The organism is Citrobacter freundii complex sp. 2024EL-00216, from assembly GCF_043945515.1.
In the GTDB taxonomy this organism is placed as follows: domain Bacteria; phylum Pseudomonadota; class Gammaproteobacteria; order Enterobacterales; family Enterobacteriaceae; genus Citrobacter; species Citrobacter portucalensis.
The window spans coordinates 283,192-298,246 of record NZ_JBIMRA010000005.1; the positions used below are offsets into that span (position 1 = coordinate 283,192).

General features: G+C 48.5%; 18 protein-coding genes, 1 tRNA gene and 1 other RNA gene. 6 read left to right on the forward strand and 14 right to left on the reverse strand.

Annotated elements, in window-relative coordinates; genetic code table 11:
• Positions 1-50: 50 nt before the first annotated feature.
• The 4 genes from ACHHZ7_RS09020 to csgB all read right to left on the reverse strand — a co-directional run bounded on the left by ACHHZ7_RS09020 (position 51) and on the right by csgB (position 1,860).
• Positions 51-371, reverse strand: coding sequence for a type 1 fimbrial protein (locus ACHHZ7_RS09020; RefSeq protein ID WP_060682392.1), 321 nt, complete (start codon positions 369-371; stop codon positions 51-53).
• A gap of 150 nt (positions 372-521) precedes the next feature.
• Positions 522-854 carry a curli assembly chaperone CsgC gene (csgC, locus tag ACHHZ7_RS09025; RefSeq protein ID WP_020996502.1) on the reverse strand — a complete coding sequence of 111 codons (333 nt, stop codon included), beginning with the start codon at positions 852-854 and terminating at the stop codon, positions 522-524.
• A gap of 60 nt (positions 855-914) precedes the next feature.
• The gene (gene csgA / locus ACHHZ7_RS09030; protein WP_008784338.1) at positions 915-1,364 is read right to left on the reverse strand and encodes a curli major subunit CsgA; all 450 of its coding nucleotides are present in this window, start codon (positions 1,362-1,364) and stop codon (positions 915-917) included.
• 40 nt (positions 1,365-1,404) lie between these two features.
• On the reverse strand, positions 1,405-1,860 hold the full coding sequence (gene csgB / locus ACHHZ7_RS09035) for a curli minor subunit CsgB (RefSeq protein WP_032941802.1): 456 nt from the start codon (positions 1,858-1,860) through the stop codon (positions 1,405-1,407).
• A gap of 760 nt (positions 1,861-2,620) precedes the next feature.
• Between csgB and csgD the strand changes: the two genes are divergently transcribed.
• Genes csgD through csgG form a run of 4 tightly spaced genes read left to right on the forward strand, consistent with a single transcriptional unit; the run spans position 2,621 to position 4,972 of the window.
• Positions 2,621-3,271 carry a biofilm master transcriptional regulator CsgD gene (csgD, locus tag ACHHZ7_RS09040; protein ID WP_003832092.1) on the forward strand — a complete coding sequence of 217 codons (651 nt, stop codon included), beginning with the start codon at positions 2,621-2,623 and terminating at the stop codon, positions 3,269-3,271.
• A gap of 4 nt (positions 3,272-3,275) precedes the next feature.
• Positions 3,276-3,674, forward strand: coding sequence for a curli production assembly/transport protein CsgE (gene csgE / locus ACHHZ7_RS09045; RefSeq protein ID WP_008784336.1), 399 nt, complete (start codon positions 3,276-3,278; stop codon positions 3,672-3,674).
• Between the two features lie 25 nt (positions 3,675-3,699).
• Positions 3,700-4,113, forward strand: a complete 414-nt coding sequence (gene csgF / locus ACHHZ7_RS09050; protein WP_003832089.1) for a curli production assembly/transport protein CsgF — start codon at positions 3,700-3,702, stop codon at positions 4,111-4,113.
• 25 nt (positions 4,114-4,138) lie between these two features.
• The gene (gene csgG / locus ACHHZ7_RS09055) at positions 4,139-4,972 is read left to right on the forward strand and encodes a curli production assembly/transport protein CsgG (RefSeq protein WP_008784335.1); all 834 of its coding nucleotides are present in this window, start codon (positions 4,139-4,141) and stop codon (positions 4,970-4,972) included.
• Positions 4,973-5,018: 46 nt separating this feature from the next.
• Here the strand turns inward: csgG and ACHHZ7_RS09060 are convergent, their stop codons facing one another.
• The 4 genes from ACHHZ7_RS09060 to ghrA all read right to left on the reverse strand — a co-directional run bounded on the left by ACHHZ7_RS09060 (position 5,019) and on the right by ghrA (position 8,066).
• Positions 5,019-5,501 (reverse strand): DUF1097 domain-containing protein, encoded by a 483-nt coding sequence (locus tag ACHHZ7_RS09060; RefSeq protein ID WP_032934412.1) that lies wholly within the window; start codon positions 5,499-5,501, stop codon positions 5,019-5,021.
• Positions 5,502-5,602: 101 nt separating this feature from the next.
• Entirely contained in the window at positions 5,603-6,157 is a 555-nt protein-coding gene (locus ACHHZ7_RS09065) for a molecular chaperone (RefSeq protein WP_003832084.1), read from the reverse strand.
• Between the two features lie 23 nt (positions 6,158-6,180).
• Positions 6,181-6,918 (reverse strand): phosphatase, encoded by a 738-nt coding sequence (locus ACHHZ7_RS09070; protein ID WP_008784332.1) that lies wholly within the window; start codon positions 6,916-6,918, stop codon positions 6,181-6,183.
• 209 nt (positions 6,919-7,127) lie between these two features.
• Entirely contained in the window at positions 7,128-8,066 is a 939-nt protein-coding gene (ghrA, locus tag ACHHZ7_RS09075) for a glyoxylate/hydroxypyruvate reductase GhrA (RefSeq protein WP_060682393.1), read from the reverse strand.
• A gap of 236 nt (positions 8,067-8,302) precedes the next feature.
• Here ghrA and ACHHZ7_RS09080 point away from each other — a divergent pair.
• Both ACHHZ7_RS09080 and ACHHZ7_RS09085 read left to right on the forward strand, forming a co-directional pair.
• Positions 8,303-8,390 (forward strand) — tRNA-Ser (locus tag ACHHZ7_RS09080).
• A gap of 44 nt (positions 8,391-8,434) precedes the next feature.
• Positions 8,435-8,571: non-coding RNA, RtT sRNA (locus ACHHZ7_RS09085), on the forward strand.
• Positions 8,572-8,713: 142 nt separating this feature from the next.
• On the opposite strand, the gene phoH is transcribed toward ACHHZ7_RS09085, so the two are convergent.
• The 6 genes from phoH to putP all read right to left on the reverse strand — a co-directional run bounded on the left by phoH (position 8,714) and on the right by putP (position 15,055).
• Positions 8,714-9,502 (reverse strand): phosphate starvation-inducible protein PhoH, encoded by a 789-nt coding sequence (phoH, locus tag ACHHZ7_RS09090; RefSeq protein WP_003832078.1) that lies wholly within the window; start codon positions 9,500-9,502, stop codon positions 8,714-8,716.
• Positions 9,481-9,777, reverse strand: a complete 297-nt coding sequence (locus ACHHZ7_RS09095; protein ID WP_172111178.1) for a hypothetical protein — start codon at positions 9,775-9,777, stop codon at positions 9,481-9,483. The genes phoH and ACHHZ7_RS09095 overlap by 22 nt, the downstream gene beginning before the upstream one ends.
• Positions 9,778-10,024: 247 nt before the next feature.
• On the reverse strand, positions 10,025-11,308 hold the full coding sequence (gene efeB / locus ACHHZ7_RS09100; protein WP_060682394.1) for an iron uptake transporter deferrochelatase/peroxidase subunit: 1,284 nt from the start codon (positions 11,306-11,308) through the stop codon (positions 10,025-10,027).
• A 5-nt stretch (positions 11,309-11,313) separates the two neighbouring features.
• Entirely contained in the window at positions 11,314-12,441 is a 1,128-nt protein-coding gene (efeO, locus tag ACHHZ7_RS09105; protein WP_060682395.1) for an iron uptake system protein EfeO, read from the reverse strand.
• 58 nt (positions 12,442-12,499) lie between these two features.
• Positions 12,500-13,333: an iron uptake transporter permease EfeU gene (efeU, locus tag ACHHZ7_RS09110; RefSeq protein WP_003036041.1), complete on the reverse strand. Its 834-nt coding sequence runs from the start codon at positions 13,331-13,333 to the stop codon at positions 12,500-12,502.
• Positions 13,334-13,546: 213 nt separating this feature from the next.
• Positions 13,547-15,055 (reverse strand): sodium/proline symporter PutP, encoded by a 1,509-nt coding sequence (putP, locus tag ACHHZ7_RS09115; protein WP_008784326.1) that lies wholly within the window; start codon positions 15,053-15,055, stop codon positions 13,547-13,549.

The following is a 15,055-nucleotide window of genomic DNA, read 5'->3' on the forward strand; positions in this document are numbered from 1 at the left end:
TTGAAATCTCACTTTTTAGCCATAAGCGTGCATACCTACGCCAGAATGATTCATTTATATTCAATATTCAGAATAGCCATGCTTTTCTGTTCATTGAGGTAATGCATTTTCACCGTGGCAATTTGTTCCACACTCTGAGGTGCTGTCGTGACCTGTTGCAGGTCGTAGAGACTATTACTCATCGTGCCATCACGCATACATGACAATTCAATCTGTTGTTGTCGAGTGTTAACGTCGCAAGGTGCTTCAACTATTGCACCACGAAAATGAATAACCCCGCCGGGTAAGATTTGCGTCGCCATTGCGGGGAGGGTTAAAAGAGAAAAAGCCCACAAACCGGTATTTAAAATACGCTTTAATAATGTACACATAAGGGTTCCTCAATGATTAATCATCCTTGAGGGATCGCAATGATCCTTCACCGCTGCGAGTTACGATCAAATAAAACGTTTGTTCGTTTCTATATTCATAGAACAGCACTGCACTCCCAGCCACACCCTTAATGCAAATCCGGCAAAAAATTATGGGTGACTGTTTGAGTCAGGCCATTGTTGCGACAGATGCAGAGACTGCCCGTCAGAAACGGTAACGATAATTTTGACCGAATCCTCCGGTGAAATATTAAAGCTCATTTTTGTTAATTCAATTGGCCGATTAGCAGGGACCGAAAGGCTTGTTTTCTGCTGTGACTGACTTTGTCCGCCCTTTCCTTTACGTACGGCAAGGACTTGCACTTCACATACGCACGGTTGAGCTAATGTCACCTGAGGAATAATGGTGTACATGTCACCTTGCTGAGTTGTATTGAATGTTATTTGATTTGCCAACGCGGCAATGAGTAATAGCGTGTGCATAATATTCTCCCGAAAAAAAACAGGGCTTTCGCCCTGTTTATTATCAGTCAGAAAACTGAATTAGTGCTGGTTAGCTGTAGCATTGTTGCCATAACCAACCTGCTGAATCAGCACATTGGAGTCAGACGCTGTCTGATTAACCACAGCACCGTTACGACCACCGAACTGAGTTACGCTGATATCAGCATTTTTTGCATTCCACTGATTGATATCAGCACTGTTCTGGAAGCCGGTCTGTTTCAGGCTAATGGTACTGTCATCAGCACCTTGGCCGACGGTCGCACCGTTACCATGTCCGTGTTGTGTGATAGTCACGTCTGATTTACGTGCATCACTTTGCAGCGCATTCGCAACGTTACTAGAGCCAAATTGGTAAATACTCATTGAAGAGTCTGGGCCATAGTTGCTACCGCCACCATGATGATTACCGCCCCATTGCGGAACAACACCTGCCAGAGCACTGCCAGAAACTACGATTGCTGCGAATGCTGCCACTTTTAAAAGTTTCATGGTAAACCCCCATCGGATTGATTTAAACGTCGTTTATGGATTAGCGTTGAGTAACGCGAATTGCCATTTGCGACTGTCTCTGCACCACAACTGCTGTTTTTTGTGTACCGTACTGGGTAATATTGGCTTTATTACCAGAGCCTTTCTGGATAATCATCGCCGTATTACCGTAAGAGCTTTGTTTAATACTCGCATCATTAGAGCTACCCGTTTGATCAATATATGCAAAGTTATTTGATCCCGTCTGGTCTGTTTTCGCCCGGTTACCTGAACCTTCTTGCGAAATGACCGACAATAACTTGGTGCCCTCCTGGCGAGTATTTGCACTATTAGCAGTACCAACCTGACCAATAATGGCTGCCTGATTAAATGAAGACTTACTTAATTCATTTACCGCAAAGTTATATTCTGAATTAGCTAAATCATAACTGGTTGCGGATGCAATCCCAGGCACTCCCAGTATTGTAAACATCATAAATAACAACTTGTTTTTCATGTTGTCACCCTGGACCTGGTCGTACATGAAGTTAAATTAATTACCACTCAAATTGTTGTTAACATGACTTACATTTGTTAACGCCACGTTACGATGAAGAGTATGTCCGTGGAAACATTTTAAATAACTCACCCGCGAGTGGTATTTTTATATCCGGATTCACACCAAAGTACTAATTAACAGTGAATAACACCGCTTCTGGTCTGGCTTTTATTTTTATTTTGCTATCAGTAATGAATTTCTATGCAGTCACTGAGAAAGTGCATTTTGCACGATATCAGGGCCTCTCAGTACAACGTCGAGATAGACATCGGTACAAGTCGTGACAAAGGTCATTTTTTTCCATCTAAAATTGACCAACGTAAATTGAGACAAGGATTTTAGAATTCATTAGAAATCTAAAACTCAACAACCATTAATTAACTAATTTAAAATCAATGCGTTAGTATAATTTGTATGATTTTTTAAATCTATGCAGCAAAGGTAAAATGTACAACTTTCCTATCAAATCTAAACTCTAATAAAACCATAAAATCACATTTTAATATATAATTTTACAAGTTGTTACACGTTTAACACTTGCTTTAAGATTTGTAATAGCTAGATTGAAATCAGTTGAAGTCCATTTGTTTTAATATTTTCACCCCTTTGGGTCGATATTTTATATCTACACAGCAGTGCAACATCTGTCAGTACTTCTGGTGCCTCTATTTTAGTAGAGACAGCTGTCAGGTGTGCGACTAAAAAGTGGAGTTTCATCATGTTTAATGAAGTCCATAGTATTCATGGTCATACATTATTGTTGATCACAAAACCTTCTTTGCAGGCAACTGCATTATTACAGCATTTAAAACAATCACTGGCACTCACCGGAAAACTACATAATATTCAACGTTCTCTGGATGATATATCCTCCAGCTGCATTGTTTTACTGGATATGATGGAGGCAGATAAAAAACTGATCCATTACTGGCAAGATAATTTGAGTAGAAAAAACAACAATATAAAGACGTTATTGTTGAATACTCCTGATGATTACCCTTATCGGGATATCGAAAACTGGCCGCATATCAATGGTGTTTTTTACGCAACTGAAGACGAGCAGCGTGTCGTAAGCGGCTTGCAGGGTATCTTGCGCGGTGAATGTTACTTCACGCAAAAACTTGCCAGTTATCTGATCACGCACTCTGGAAATTATCGTTATAACAGCACGGAGTCGGCACTGCTGACGCACCGTGAAAAAGAGATCCTTAATAAATTGCGTATCGGCGCCTCAAATATTGAAATCGCTCGCTCACTGTTTATCAGTGAAAATACGGTAAAAACACATCTTTATAATCTTTTCAAAAAGATAGCTGTCAAAAACCGTACGCAGGCGGTCTCATGGGCCAATGATAACCTCAGGCGATAAAGCCATGAAACGGTATTTGACCTGGATTGTGGCAGCAAATTTATTCTTTGCTGCCGGGAGTCTGCACGCAGCGACAACCGTAGAGGTGGAGGTTCCCGGGCTGTTAACTGACCACACTGTCTCTTCAATCGGGCATGATTTTTATCGGGCCTTTAGTGATAAGTGGGAAAGCGAGTACACAGGAAACTTAACCATTAATGAAAGACCCAGTGCGCGTTGGGGAAGTTGGATCACCATAACGGTCAATCAGGACGTTATCTTCCAGACTTTTTTATTTCCGACGAAAAAAGACTTCGACAAAATTGTAGTCTTCGCATTGGCACAAACTGAGGAAGCATTAAATCGCCGGCAAATAGATCAAACACTATTAAGCACTAGCGATTTAGCGCGTGATGAATTCTAAAACATGATTTTGTCCGGAGGCTTTCATGCGTGTTAAACATGCAGTGGTTTTGCTCATGCTAATTTCACCATTAAGTTGGGCCGGAAACATGACGTTCCAGTTTCGCAACCCAAACTTTGGTGGCAACCCGAATAATGGTGCTTTTCTGTTGAACAGCGCCCAGGCCCAGAACTCATATAAAGATCCAAGCTATGACGATTACGGTATTGAAACCCCGTCAGCTCTGGATAACTTTACTCAGGCGATTCAGTCACAAATTCTCGGTGGCCTACTCACCAACATTAATACCGGTAAACCAGGAAGAATGGTGACCAATGATTTTATCATTGATATCGCCAACCGGGACGGACAACTGCAATTGAATGTCACCGACAGGAAATCGGGGAAAACTTCGACAATTGAAGTGTCGGGTTTACAAACACAGTCGACCGACTTCTAAGTTATAGCCACGAAAGGAAATAATCATGCAGCGTTTACTTATCATGGTGGCAGTAATTTTACTCAGCGGATGTTTAACAGCTCCGCCTCAAGAAGCCGCTAAGCCGACATTAATGCCCCGAGCCCAAAGCTATAAAGACTTGACGCATCTGCCTATGCCTACAGGTAAGATCTTTGTGTCGGTATACAACATTCAGGATGAGACTGGCCAATTTAAACCTTACCCGGCAAGTAACTTCTCAACCGCCGTCCCGCAAAGCGCCACGGCTATGCTTGTCACCGCATTGAAAGATTCTCGTTGGTTCATCCCACTGGAACGTCAGGGGTTACAGAACTTGCTTAACGAACGCAAAATCATTCGTGCAGCTCAGGAAAACGGTACGGTTGCGATTAATAACCGGATCCCGCTACAGTCCCTGACCGCGGCAAACGTCATGGTGGAAGGATCAATTATCGGTTATGAAAGCAACGTTAAATCGGGTGGTGTCGGTGCACGTTATTTTGGTATTGGCGCCGATACGCAATACCAGCTCGACCAGATAGCGGTAAACCTGCGCGTAGTTAACGTCAGCACCGGTGAGATCCTGTCGTCAGTGAATACCAGTAAAACCATTCTGTCTTATGAAGTACAGGCTGGGGTGTTCCGCTTTATTGACTACCAGCGTCTGTTGGAAGGTGAAATTGGCTACACCTCTAACGAACCGGTTATGCTTTGTCTGATGTCAGCGATTGAAACGGGCGTTATCTTCCTGATTAATGACGGCATCGATCGCGGATTGTGGGATTTGCAGGATAAGAAACAAGTTGATAATGACATCCTGGTTAAATACCGTCATATGTCGGTACCGCCAGAATCCTGATGGGTCTATACAGCATAAAAAGCGTGAGGAAAACCCTCACGCTTTTTTATTTACTGGTCAGCGTCGACGATATTCTATTTTCACGGCGAGATGCCAGCCACAGACCACTGTTTTTCATTGCATAGCCGAATACGAGGCCCAGTGCCAGCGACGGTACAACCAGTCGCCAGTCGCCCTGCCCTGCAAATGTTGCACATGCGCCAATGAACGTGCCCGGTACAAATGAAAGCAGCCATTGCTTTGCCTGGATACACATCAGAAACGCGACAATTCCTGTCATGACATAACCAATAATGTCCATATGCGGAGCAAGCGCACTACCGTTAATAATCACCAACGCCCACACCACACCGCTTAGCAGCGTACACGCCGAGATCCACAGTCCTTTTAACCCACCTTGCGGGCAGGCGAAATAAGCCGTGCAACCCAGAAAGCCAGCCCAACTGAGTAAACCAAGAGAAACGGCCACCCATCCCCAGATCCCGGAGAGAATGCCCGTTGTGATTGCAATTGAGAGAAGTATGTTCATGCCGCGCATCTTAGCAGAAAAACGGCATGGTAATGAGATCGCGCACACAATTTATGCAAGCTTATAAATTGAGTTGCACTTTTAAGTGACGTACGTCACATTTATTCGTCTGTATCTTCCTGCAATTCGTCCCACATCGCACCAATGGCATCACGCGTCAGCGGTGCTATCGTACGCCAGAAAGGCGTGTTCGCGTGCGCTTCAACTTTACCAAGGAACGTACCGCACCAGGGCAGCAAGTAGTCTACAAACAAGGTTTCAAGCGCCTCACTTTCATCTTCCGCAGACTGGTCCTCAAGCCATGAAGCCGCCAGCAACAGCGTACCAATGTGATCTGCCGGTGTATCAGCAAGCGGCATGCCCCGGGCTGAAAGAAATGCACGAACATCGGATTCTTTCGCCCCTTCTACCCAGGCACTACGATAAGGCGGCACTGCACACTCGTCACCGACAAACAGCGCGTTGTAATCTGCAGCCAACTGGGGCATATCGCAGCTCTTCTGTAAACGGGTGAGCAGTTCGTCCTGTTCCAGCGGCCAGTTGGCGGACAGTTTACCTTCACTAATCAGGGTAAACAGGGGAACCAGTAAAGGGTCCTGCGGTTGGCGGTAAAACAGCGAGCCCAGTACACGACACAGGATAGAAAACTCGTTCATTGATATATTCCAGTTAGTAACAATTACAGTTCAGCAAATTCCGCGATCGGCTCCATGCCTCGCGATTCCAGAAACGCCAATAGACGTTTAGGTGTGACGTTTAAAATTCTGTCTTCAGGGAAATTAACATCATCCAGGATTTTACGGCATTCGCCAAATTCTCCCAGCGTGAAAGCGGTATGTGAATCCGACCCTAACGCCACCCATCCACCAGCATCACGCACAGCCGCAGCAACCGCACGGCAATTATCCTCACTGCCCTTACGCGAATGCAAAAACGAAGAGTTATTGATTTCCAGTGCAACCTGGTACTTTGCCGCCGCCTGCGCAATTGCTTTAATATCAACAGGATATTTGGGATTTCCCGGATGACTTATGATGTGCACATTACCGCTGGCCATCGTAGCTATCATTGCCTGGGTATTGGTGTCTTTATCGTGAGGTGCAAAAACCGGCTCATGGAAGCCCGCAATAATGAGGTCCAGGGAGGTAAACATCGGACCTGAACAGTCAATTTCACCTTCAATATTCTTAATATTGGCTTCTATTCCGCGCAGGATCCCCACGCCATCCACGACACGTGGCCAAATACGCATATTGATAAAGTGCCAGTGGTGAGGCGCATCCGCCATGTCCGGTCCATGATCGGTAATGGCAAATAGCTTGATGCCTTTGCGACGAGCTTCCGCGATGTAATCACTTAAGGTGCTGTAGGCGTGGGTGCTGGCGACGGTATGCATATGCAGGTCAACGGGATACATAACTCTCTCCTGTAGTCATTTTCCGTCAAGGATAGCAGGTATCGCCGCCATTAATACCCTAAAATTCGAGTCGCAGGCAGGTGGCAAGGGAGTGATACCTGAATCACTTACTTATGTAAGTGATTCAGGTGAACAACCGTAGCCAACGCACATGCAGCTTGAAGTATAACGGGTATTTCAGCTGAAACCCGGTACTTGCCGGGTTACCATCAATATCCCCGAACGCGATTGACCTGACCTGTTACGACTTGCTCGCTCTCCAGGTTCATAATCGTGCGGGAGATATAGTCCACCGCTTCTGCCGGACGGGTAACTGCGGCAATATGTGGCGTCATCGCCACACGCGGATGTTTCCATAATGGGCTGTTTTCTGGCAGCGGTTCACGGCTATAAACATCCAGCATGGCCCCCTTCACCTTGCCGCTTTCCAGCGATGCCAGAAGATCGTCTTCATTGAGATGAACACCGCGTGCAAGGTTTAGCACGTAGGCGCCATCCTGCAATTGGCTAAGTAAATCAGCGTTAATAATGCCTACGGTTTCTGCCGTATTAGGCAGAAGGTTGATCAGCACGCGAGTTTGACTCAAAAACGCGCCCAGTTCCTCAGTACCGGCGAAGCTTTCCACGCCAGACCAGGATTTACGCGTACGACTCCAGCAGCGCAGTGGGAATCCCCATGCCTGCAGGCTTTCGGCAACTTTTGCGCCCAATACCCCAGCCCCCATGATCCCGACGGTAAACTCCTCGCGAGTATATTCTGGCAACGGCTGCCATTTCGCCTGATTTTTCAATGCCTGATAATCATCAAAGCGACGAAACCAGTGCAGCACCTGACTGACAGCATATTCCTGCATTTGCAGGCCCATACCCGTATCTTCCAGACGGAAAAGCGGGATCGACGCATCCAACATTTCCGGATGAGCATTGAGTTTACTGAGAATAGAATCGACGCCCGCGCCCAGCGCAAATACGGCTTTTAATTTTCGTCCTGCGAGCATTTCAACCGGCGGATGCCAGACCAGCGCATAGTCAGCATGTGCATTATCACCTACTTTCCACTCACGTACGTTCGCACCAGGTATTGCCTTTGCCAACGCATTAATCCACCAGGTCGTATCGAATGTTGGGTGATAGAAAATTATATCCATATTGTCTCCTGAACATTGTTGTGCGGAACTTTCTCGCACTTATTATCATCATTTTTCGAGGGAACATCAGAGTAGCAAATTTTAGGATGCTGGCAAAAAAAACAATTCCCGCTTATTTATGCTCCATGTTGCTTGAAGTTTGTGTAAATGCACATTTTTTTCAAAAAGTTGATTGACGGCGGGGCGGTGTTTCCCCTACATTAGCGCCCGTTCCGGTAACACAGGAACAACAATATGGTGAGGTGTCCGAGTGGCTGAAGGAGCACGCCTGGAAAGTGTGTATACGGCAACGTATCGGGGGTTCGAATCCCCCCCTCACCGCCATATTTTAAGAAGAGCTCGTACGAAAGTACGGGCTTTTTTTTCACATATTGCACATCTGCGGGGGGATGAGAAACCCCGACCGGGGTTCGACTGCTGGCGCAGCCAGCTGGACAGACCGCGAACGGAGTGAGTGGGCTGCCCGAAGGGCGAGCGAAGCGAGTCAATCCCCCCCTCACCGCCATATTTTAAGAAGAGCTCGTACGCAAGTACGGGCTTTTTTTTCACATATTGCACATCTACGGGGGATGAGAAACCCCGACCGGTCATGTGTTAACGTCAAACAACAAAGCCCGGTTTCCCGGGCCTTGAAGACAGAGTACTTATCAGTTGTAAGCGTTGAGCGTCCGCTGACAGAGCGCAGAGCGGACGCAATCGTCTTTATTGAAACGAACAATCCCAACCATCTCATCTTCTTCGAAACGGGCCAGCGCATCGCTAAGCCCTGAGCGAACGTGGGCTGGTAGATCGCACTGGGTCACATCCCCATTCACAATCACCGTCACATTCTCCCCGAGGCGGGTCAAAAACATCTTCATTTGCGCAGCAGTGACGTTCTGAGCCTCGTCAAGAATGACCACTGCATTTTCAAATGTACGTCCACGCATATAGGCGAACGGCGCGATTTCCACCTTACCAATCTCAGGTCGCAGGCAATATTGCATGAAGGAGGCTCCCAGCCGTTTGACAAGCACGTCATACACGGGGCGAAAATAGGGAGCAAACTTCTCGGAAACATCTCCAGGTAAGAAGCCGAGGTCTTCATCAGCTTGCAGAACTGGACGGGTTACAATGATCCTGTCCACATCTTTATGGATCAGGGCCTCTGCTGCTTTTGCCGCGCTGATCCAGGTTTTACCACACCCGGCTTCACCGGTGGCGAAGATCAGCTGTTTACTCTCGATAGCATTCAGGTAGTGCGCCTGAGCTTCATTCCGCGCCGTGATTGGCGAGGCGTCGCGACTGTCACGCGCCATACCAATCGCTTCTACGCCGCCCATCTGCACAAGCGAGGTGACCGATTCATCTTCACGTTGCTTATGGCTACGCGAATCCCGCCTCAGCACACGTTTTGCTTCACGACGAGCTTTGATCACTGCTTTTTGTCTTCCCATGGATAGCACCTTGAGTTGTAGGTATACATCACACGCGCCGTTGGCGGCACGATTATGCGCACGAACATCTGAGGGTTGGCTTCCTTGTAAGCCATTGCTTGCTTTCGGATAAGACGCCACGCACAGCTACGCGCACCGTACAGGGCGTCAGTTGCGAAGATAAGAAGTGAATGAGAGAGAGATTTAGCGGTGACGAGGAGGCTACCGGAAGAGAAACGTCCGCGTAAGGTACTGCTGTTACTGTGAAAAACGTGTCCAATACAGGACTTTTCCATTCGCGATCTCCATAGTGAATGACAATCACCGCCGGGAACTACCGCTATTACTTATAAGTACATCATAACCTTTCGCTAATGCAACAATATTTTTACTTGCTGTTAACTTAAATTCTATCTTATCACCAGAGACAGTCTCTTGCAGAAAGATGACAGAATTATTTCAGTCGCATACCGATCATAAAAAATAGTTTGTTCCTTCATCAAGATGTCAGGAAAAACCCCGCTGTACTGCGGGGCATAATCATCAGGCTTCAAGCAGAGACTGTCCCAGATAATTATCTGCAGTTTTAACACCCGGCAAAGCAAAGAAATATCCCCCACCAATCGGTTTGACATATTCTTCCAGCGCTTCACCGTTCAGACGTTTCTGCACTGTCAAAAAACCTTTTTCCAGATCGTGTTGATAGCAGACAAACAACAGCCCCATATCCAGTTGACCGGAATTAGTCACACCGAGCGAATAACTGTAGCCACGACGCATCATCAGGCTGGAGTCGGTCTCTTTCGTACGCGGATTTGCGAGACGGATATGGCTGTCGAGCGCAATCACCTCGCCTTCAGGATCGCTGGCATAGTCAGGCACATCATGCTCATGCTGCATACCCAGCGGTGCGCCGGTGTGTTTATCGCGACCAAAAATCGTTTGCTGCTCTTTCAGCGGCGTACGATCCCAGAACTCAACGCGAAACTGAATGAGCCTGACGGCCTGATAGCTTCCGCCTTGCGCCCAGGCAGGCTCGCCCTGCCCGTCCGTAACCCACACCACGTCTTGCATCAATTTCGCATCCGTAGCGTCCGGATTCGCGGTGCCGTCTTTAAAGCCAAGCAAATTGACCGGGGTCTCTTTGCCTTTACTACGTGCGGCGTGGTCGGAAATAAAACCTTCACGTTTCCAGCGCACGCTAAGGAGATCGGGCGTATGTTTAATGATATCGCGCAACGCGTGGATGACAGTGTCCTGGGTGTTGGCACAAATCTGCAGCAGCACATCGCCATGACACAGCGCCGCATCCAGTGAATCATTCGGGAAACGGGTCATTTTTTGCAGCTTTTTCGGCATCTGCGATTTCAGGCCATAGCGTTCATCGAACAGCGAGGAGCCGACTGACAACGTCATCGTCAGGTTGTCTGGCGCAATGTATGCACCGAGGATACCGGAATCCATAGGGGGGAGACGCGGATTCGGCGTATCCGGCGCCGGTCCACCGGTTGTCAGAAACGTAAACCGGCTGGTCAGCAACCGGAATAAACGCTCAAGATCGGCCTTATCGCTGGCAAGAACATCGAATGCCACCAGCATCATTGATGCCTGCTGCGGCGTCAGGATCCCCGCCTGATGCTGACCATAAAACGGCTGCGCTTCACTACGTGCATCCGGAGACAACGTGCCCGGCGCGCTTTGTGGTTTTTGCGCGTGGGCAACCGGACACCCACCCGCCAGCGCCAGCGCCCCACCCAGGGCGCCCATCCCTTTCAGTAAACGTCGGCGTGACGGTTCGCTCACGCCGTTTTCATTATCTTGCTGCATAGTGCTTAATCCAGACCCAGAACACCGCGTAATTGCGACAAATCTTCCGCCAGCGTCGTGATTGGCCCTTTCAGTGCATTACGATCGGCATCAGTCAGTTTGTCATAGGTTTCAAAGCCGTCTTTGGTACGGTACTTGCTCAGAATGGTATCGACCTTTTTGAAGTTCGCATCCACCTTCGCAAGCAGTTCAGCATTGGATTTTTGCAACTGAGGACGCAAGAGATCGACAATTTTCTGCGCACCATCGACGTTAGCCTGGAAATCCCACAGATCGGTATGGCTATAGCGATCTTCTTCCCCACTGATTTTGCTGGCAGCAACTTCTTCAATCAGTCCTGCTGCCCCGCCAACAACTTTAGACGGTGGGAAAGCCAGCTCGCTAATACGCGTTTGCAGGTCAAGAACATCGCTGTTTAATTGGTCGGCGTACTTATCCATACCTTTGGTGGTATTGTCGCCAAACAGCGCTTTCTCCAGGCGGTGGAAGCCGGTGAATTTAGGATCGGCGGCTTTTTGTTCGTAATCATCTTCCCGCGCATCGATGCTGCCGTCGAGATCGGAGAACAGTTCAGCAATCGGTTCAATACGCTCATAATGCTGACGGGTTGGCGCATACAGCGATTTCGCTTTTTCCAGATCGCCTGCCTTAATCGCATCGGTAAAGGCTTTAGTGCCCGCAACCAACTGCGCGGTTTCGGCTGTCACATAGGCTTTGTATTCGGTAATCGCGCCGCTCAGACTCAGCAGAGCCTCGCTTTGCGCGGCATCCGCCGTTGCGCTACCTTTTACGATCAGTTTGCCTTTCGGGTTAGTCAACAGACCGCAGGTCATATCATATTCGCCTGGCTGGAGGTTAGCGGTCATTTTCTGGCTAAAGCCTGGTGCAATGTTTTCGCGCTCCTCAACCACCATAACGCCTTTGAGGATCTCCCACTCCAGCGCTTTCTGGCTATGGTTCTGGATGATGAACTGCGTTTTCCCGGCATTAACCGTGATAATCATCGGTTCACATTGTTTGTCGTTAACCGTGACTTTCACCTGCGGAATATCGGCAGCTTGTGCATTAAAAGCGGAGGCAAACAGCGCGGCGATACCTAGCTGCAGCGCACTACGGCGAAAATTAAACGTCATAACCTATCCCTATAAATAAATATGTTGTAACTAAAAAGTATTCTGCATCGCGTTTTTATCAAGGTGCGGTACGCGATGCCGTAGTGCCTGAACGCGGCGGTAACGCAAACATAATCAACGCCGGAATCAGGTAGATAAACCAGACAGCGACTTCACTAACGCTTGGCGCTTCCTGATAGCCGAAAATGCCTTCCATCAATGTGCCAAACAGCGAATGCGTCGACAGCACACTGCTCAGGTCAAACGCCACATCCTGAAAATGATTCCACAACCCAGCTTCGTGGAAAGCGCGGATCGCCCCAGCGGCAAGACCGGCAGCCACCAGCAAAATGAACAGGCTGGTCCATTTAAAGAATGCCCCGAGGTTGAGGCGAATACCGCCGAGGTAAATCAGGTAACCCAGAACCACCGCGGTAGCCAGCCCGAGCATCGCGCCTAACGGCGGCCAGATACCTACATCCTGCTGGAATGCTGCCAGCAGGAAGAACACCGATTCCAGCCCTTCACGGGCAACAGCAAAAAAGACCATCATCACCAGCGCCCAGCCGTGATGGTTGCCGCGTTGCAACGCGTTATCGACAGCCTGTTCAAGCTGGACTTTGACGTTGCGCGAAACTTTACGCATCCAGAACACCATCCAGGTGAGGATCACCACGGCAATGACCGCCACGATGCCTTCAAACAGCTCCTGTTCCTTTTGCGGAAATTCACCGGTGGTTTCGTTGATGAAAATCCCTAACGCCAGGCATAACGCCGCCGCCAGCAGAACACCAATCCACATCACACCAATCCATCGACCACGCTGAGTCCGTTTCAGGTAGCTGGCAATCAGGCTGACAATCAGCGCGGCCTCTAACCCTTCGCGCAACATAATTAGAAATGGAACAAACATGCGAAGAACCCTTAAACGTTATTCTCAGTCAATTGATGAAAAGAAAAGTAAATTACAGTGATAGTGATTATCATTACAGCAAAGAAAAACTCAAGCAGAATGTTTTGAGAATGATGACTGAATGTAAAAGGCCAAGCGGGTAATGGTTATAGCAGGTTTACAACGGAAGCAATAAAAAAGCCCGCACGCGGCGGGCTTGAAGACAGAGGCAGATTATTCTGCCTGTAAACGCGATGGCGGAGCTGAGTGATAATGCGCATCAGCCTCGGCAAAACGTTGCTGCATAGCAGTTGAAGGCGCTTTACCCAACAGGCTGAAGGCCACAATACCGATGCTGCCGAAAACAAAGCCCGGGATGATTTCATACAGACCCAACCAGGCAAACTGCTTCCAGACGATTACCGTCACCGCACCAATGATCATCCCTGCCAGCGCGCCGTTGCGGGTCATACGCGACCACATTACGGAGAACAGGACTACCGGACCAAACGCAGCGCCGAAGCCCGCCCAGGCGTAGCTTACCAGACCAAGTACACGGTTCTCCGGGTTCGCCGCCAGCGCGATAGACACCAGCGCCACGACCAACACCATGATGCGGCCAATCCACACCAACTCTTTCTGGCTGGCATTTTTACGCAGGAACGCTTTGTACAAATCTTCGGTGATTGCGCTGGAGCACACCAGCAGCTGGCAGCTCAGGGTCGACATAACCGCAGCGAGGATAGCAGACAGCAGAATACCGGCAATCCACGGGTTGAACAGGATTTGCGCCAGTTCAATAAACACACGCTCGGCGTTCTGGTTAACGGCACCGGCAAGCTGTGGGTTGTTGTTAAAGTAAGCAATACCAAAGAAGCCCACGGCCACAGCACCTGCCAGACACAGAATCATCCAGGCCATGCTAATGCGGCGAGCATGAACGATGCTATGGTGGGAATCTGCAGCCATAAAGCGCGCCAGAATATGCGGCTGACCAAAGTAGCCCAGACCCCAGCCCATCAGGGAAATGATGGCAACAAAATTCAGCCCTTTGAACATGTCCACGTTCTCAATGCTCTTTTGTTTAATCACTTCCAACGAATCGTCGAATCCACCCACGCCAATGACTACCATCACCGGCGTCAGGATCAGAGCAAAGATCATCAGGCTGGCCTGGACGGTATCGGTCCAGCTAACCGCCAGGAAACCACCAATAAAGGTATAAATGATCGTCGCGGCCGCGCCCGCCCACAGTGCTGTTTCGTAGCTCATGCCAAAGGTGCTTTCAAACAGACGAGCCCCTGCCACAATACCGGAAGCACAATAGATGGTGAAAAACAGCAGAATAACCAGCGCGGAGATAATACGCAGAATTCGGCTTTTATCTTCAAAGCGACCGGTAAAGTAATCCGGTAACGTCAGCGCATTGTTATTGTATTCGGTGTGTACGCGTAAACGTCCGGCCACCAGCTTCCAGTTGATCCAGGCGCCCAAAATAAGGCCGATGGCGATCCAGCTTTCTGAAATCCCCGACAGGAAAATCGCGCCAGGCAGACCCATCAGCAACCAGCCGCTCATGTCAGATGCCCCGGCGGATAACGCGGTCACGAATGGACCCAGACTGCGTCCACCCAGAATGTAATCGTCAAAGTTTTTGGTTGAACGCCATGCAATAAACCCTATCAATATCATGCCGAAAATATAGACACAGAATGTCACTAACATCGGTGTGCTAATAGCCAT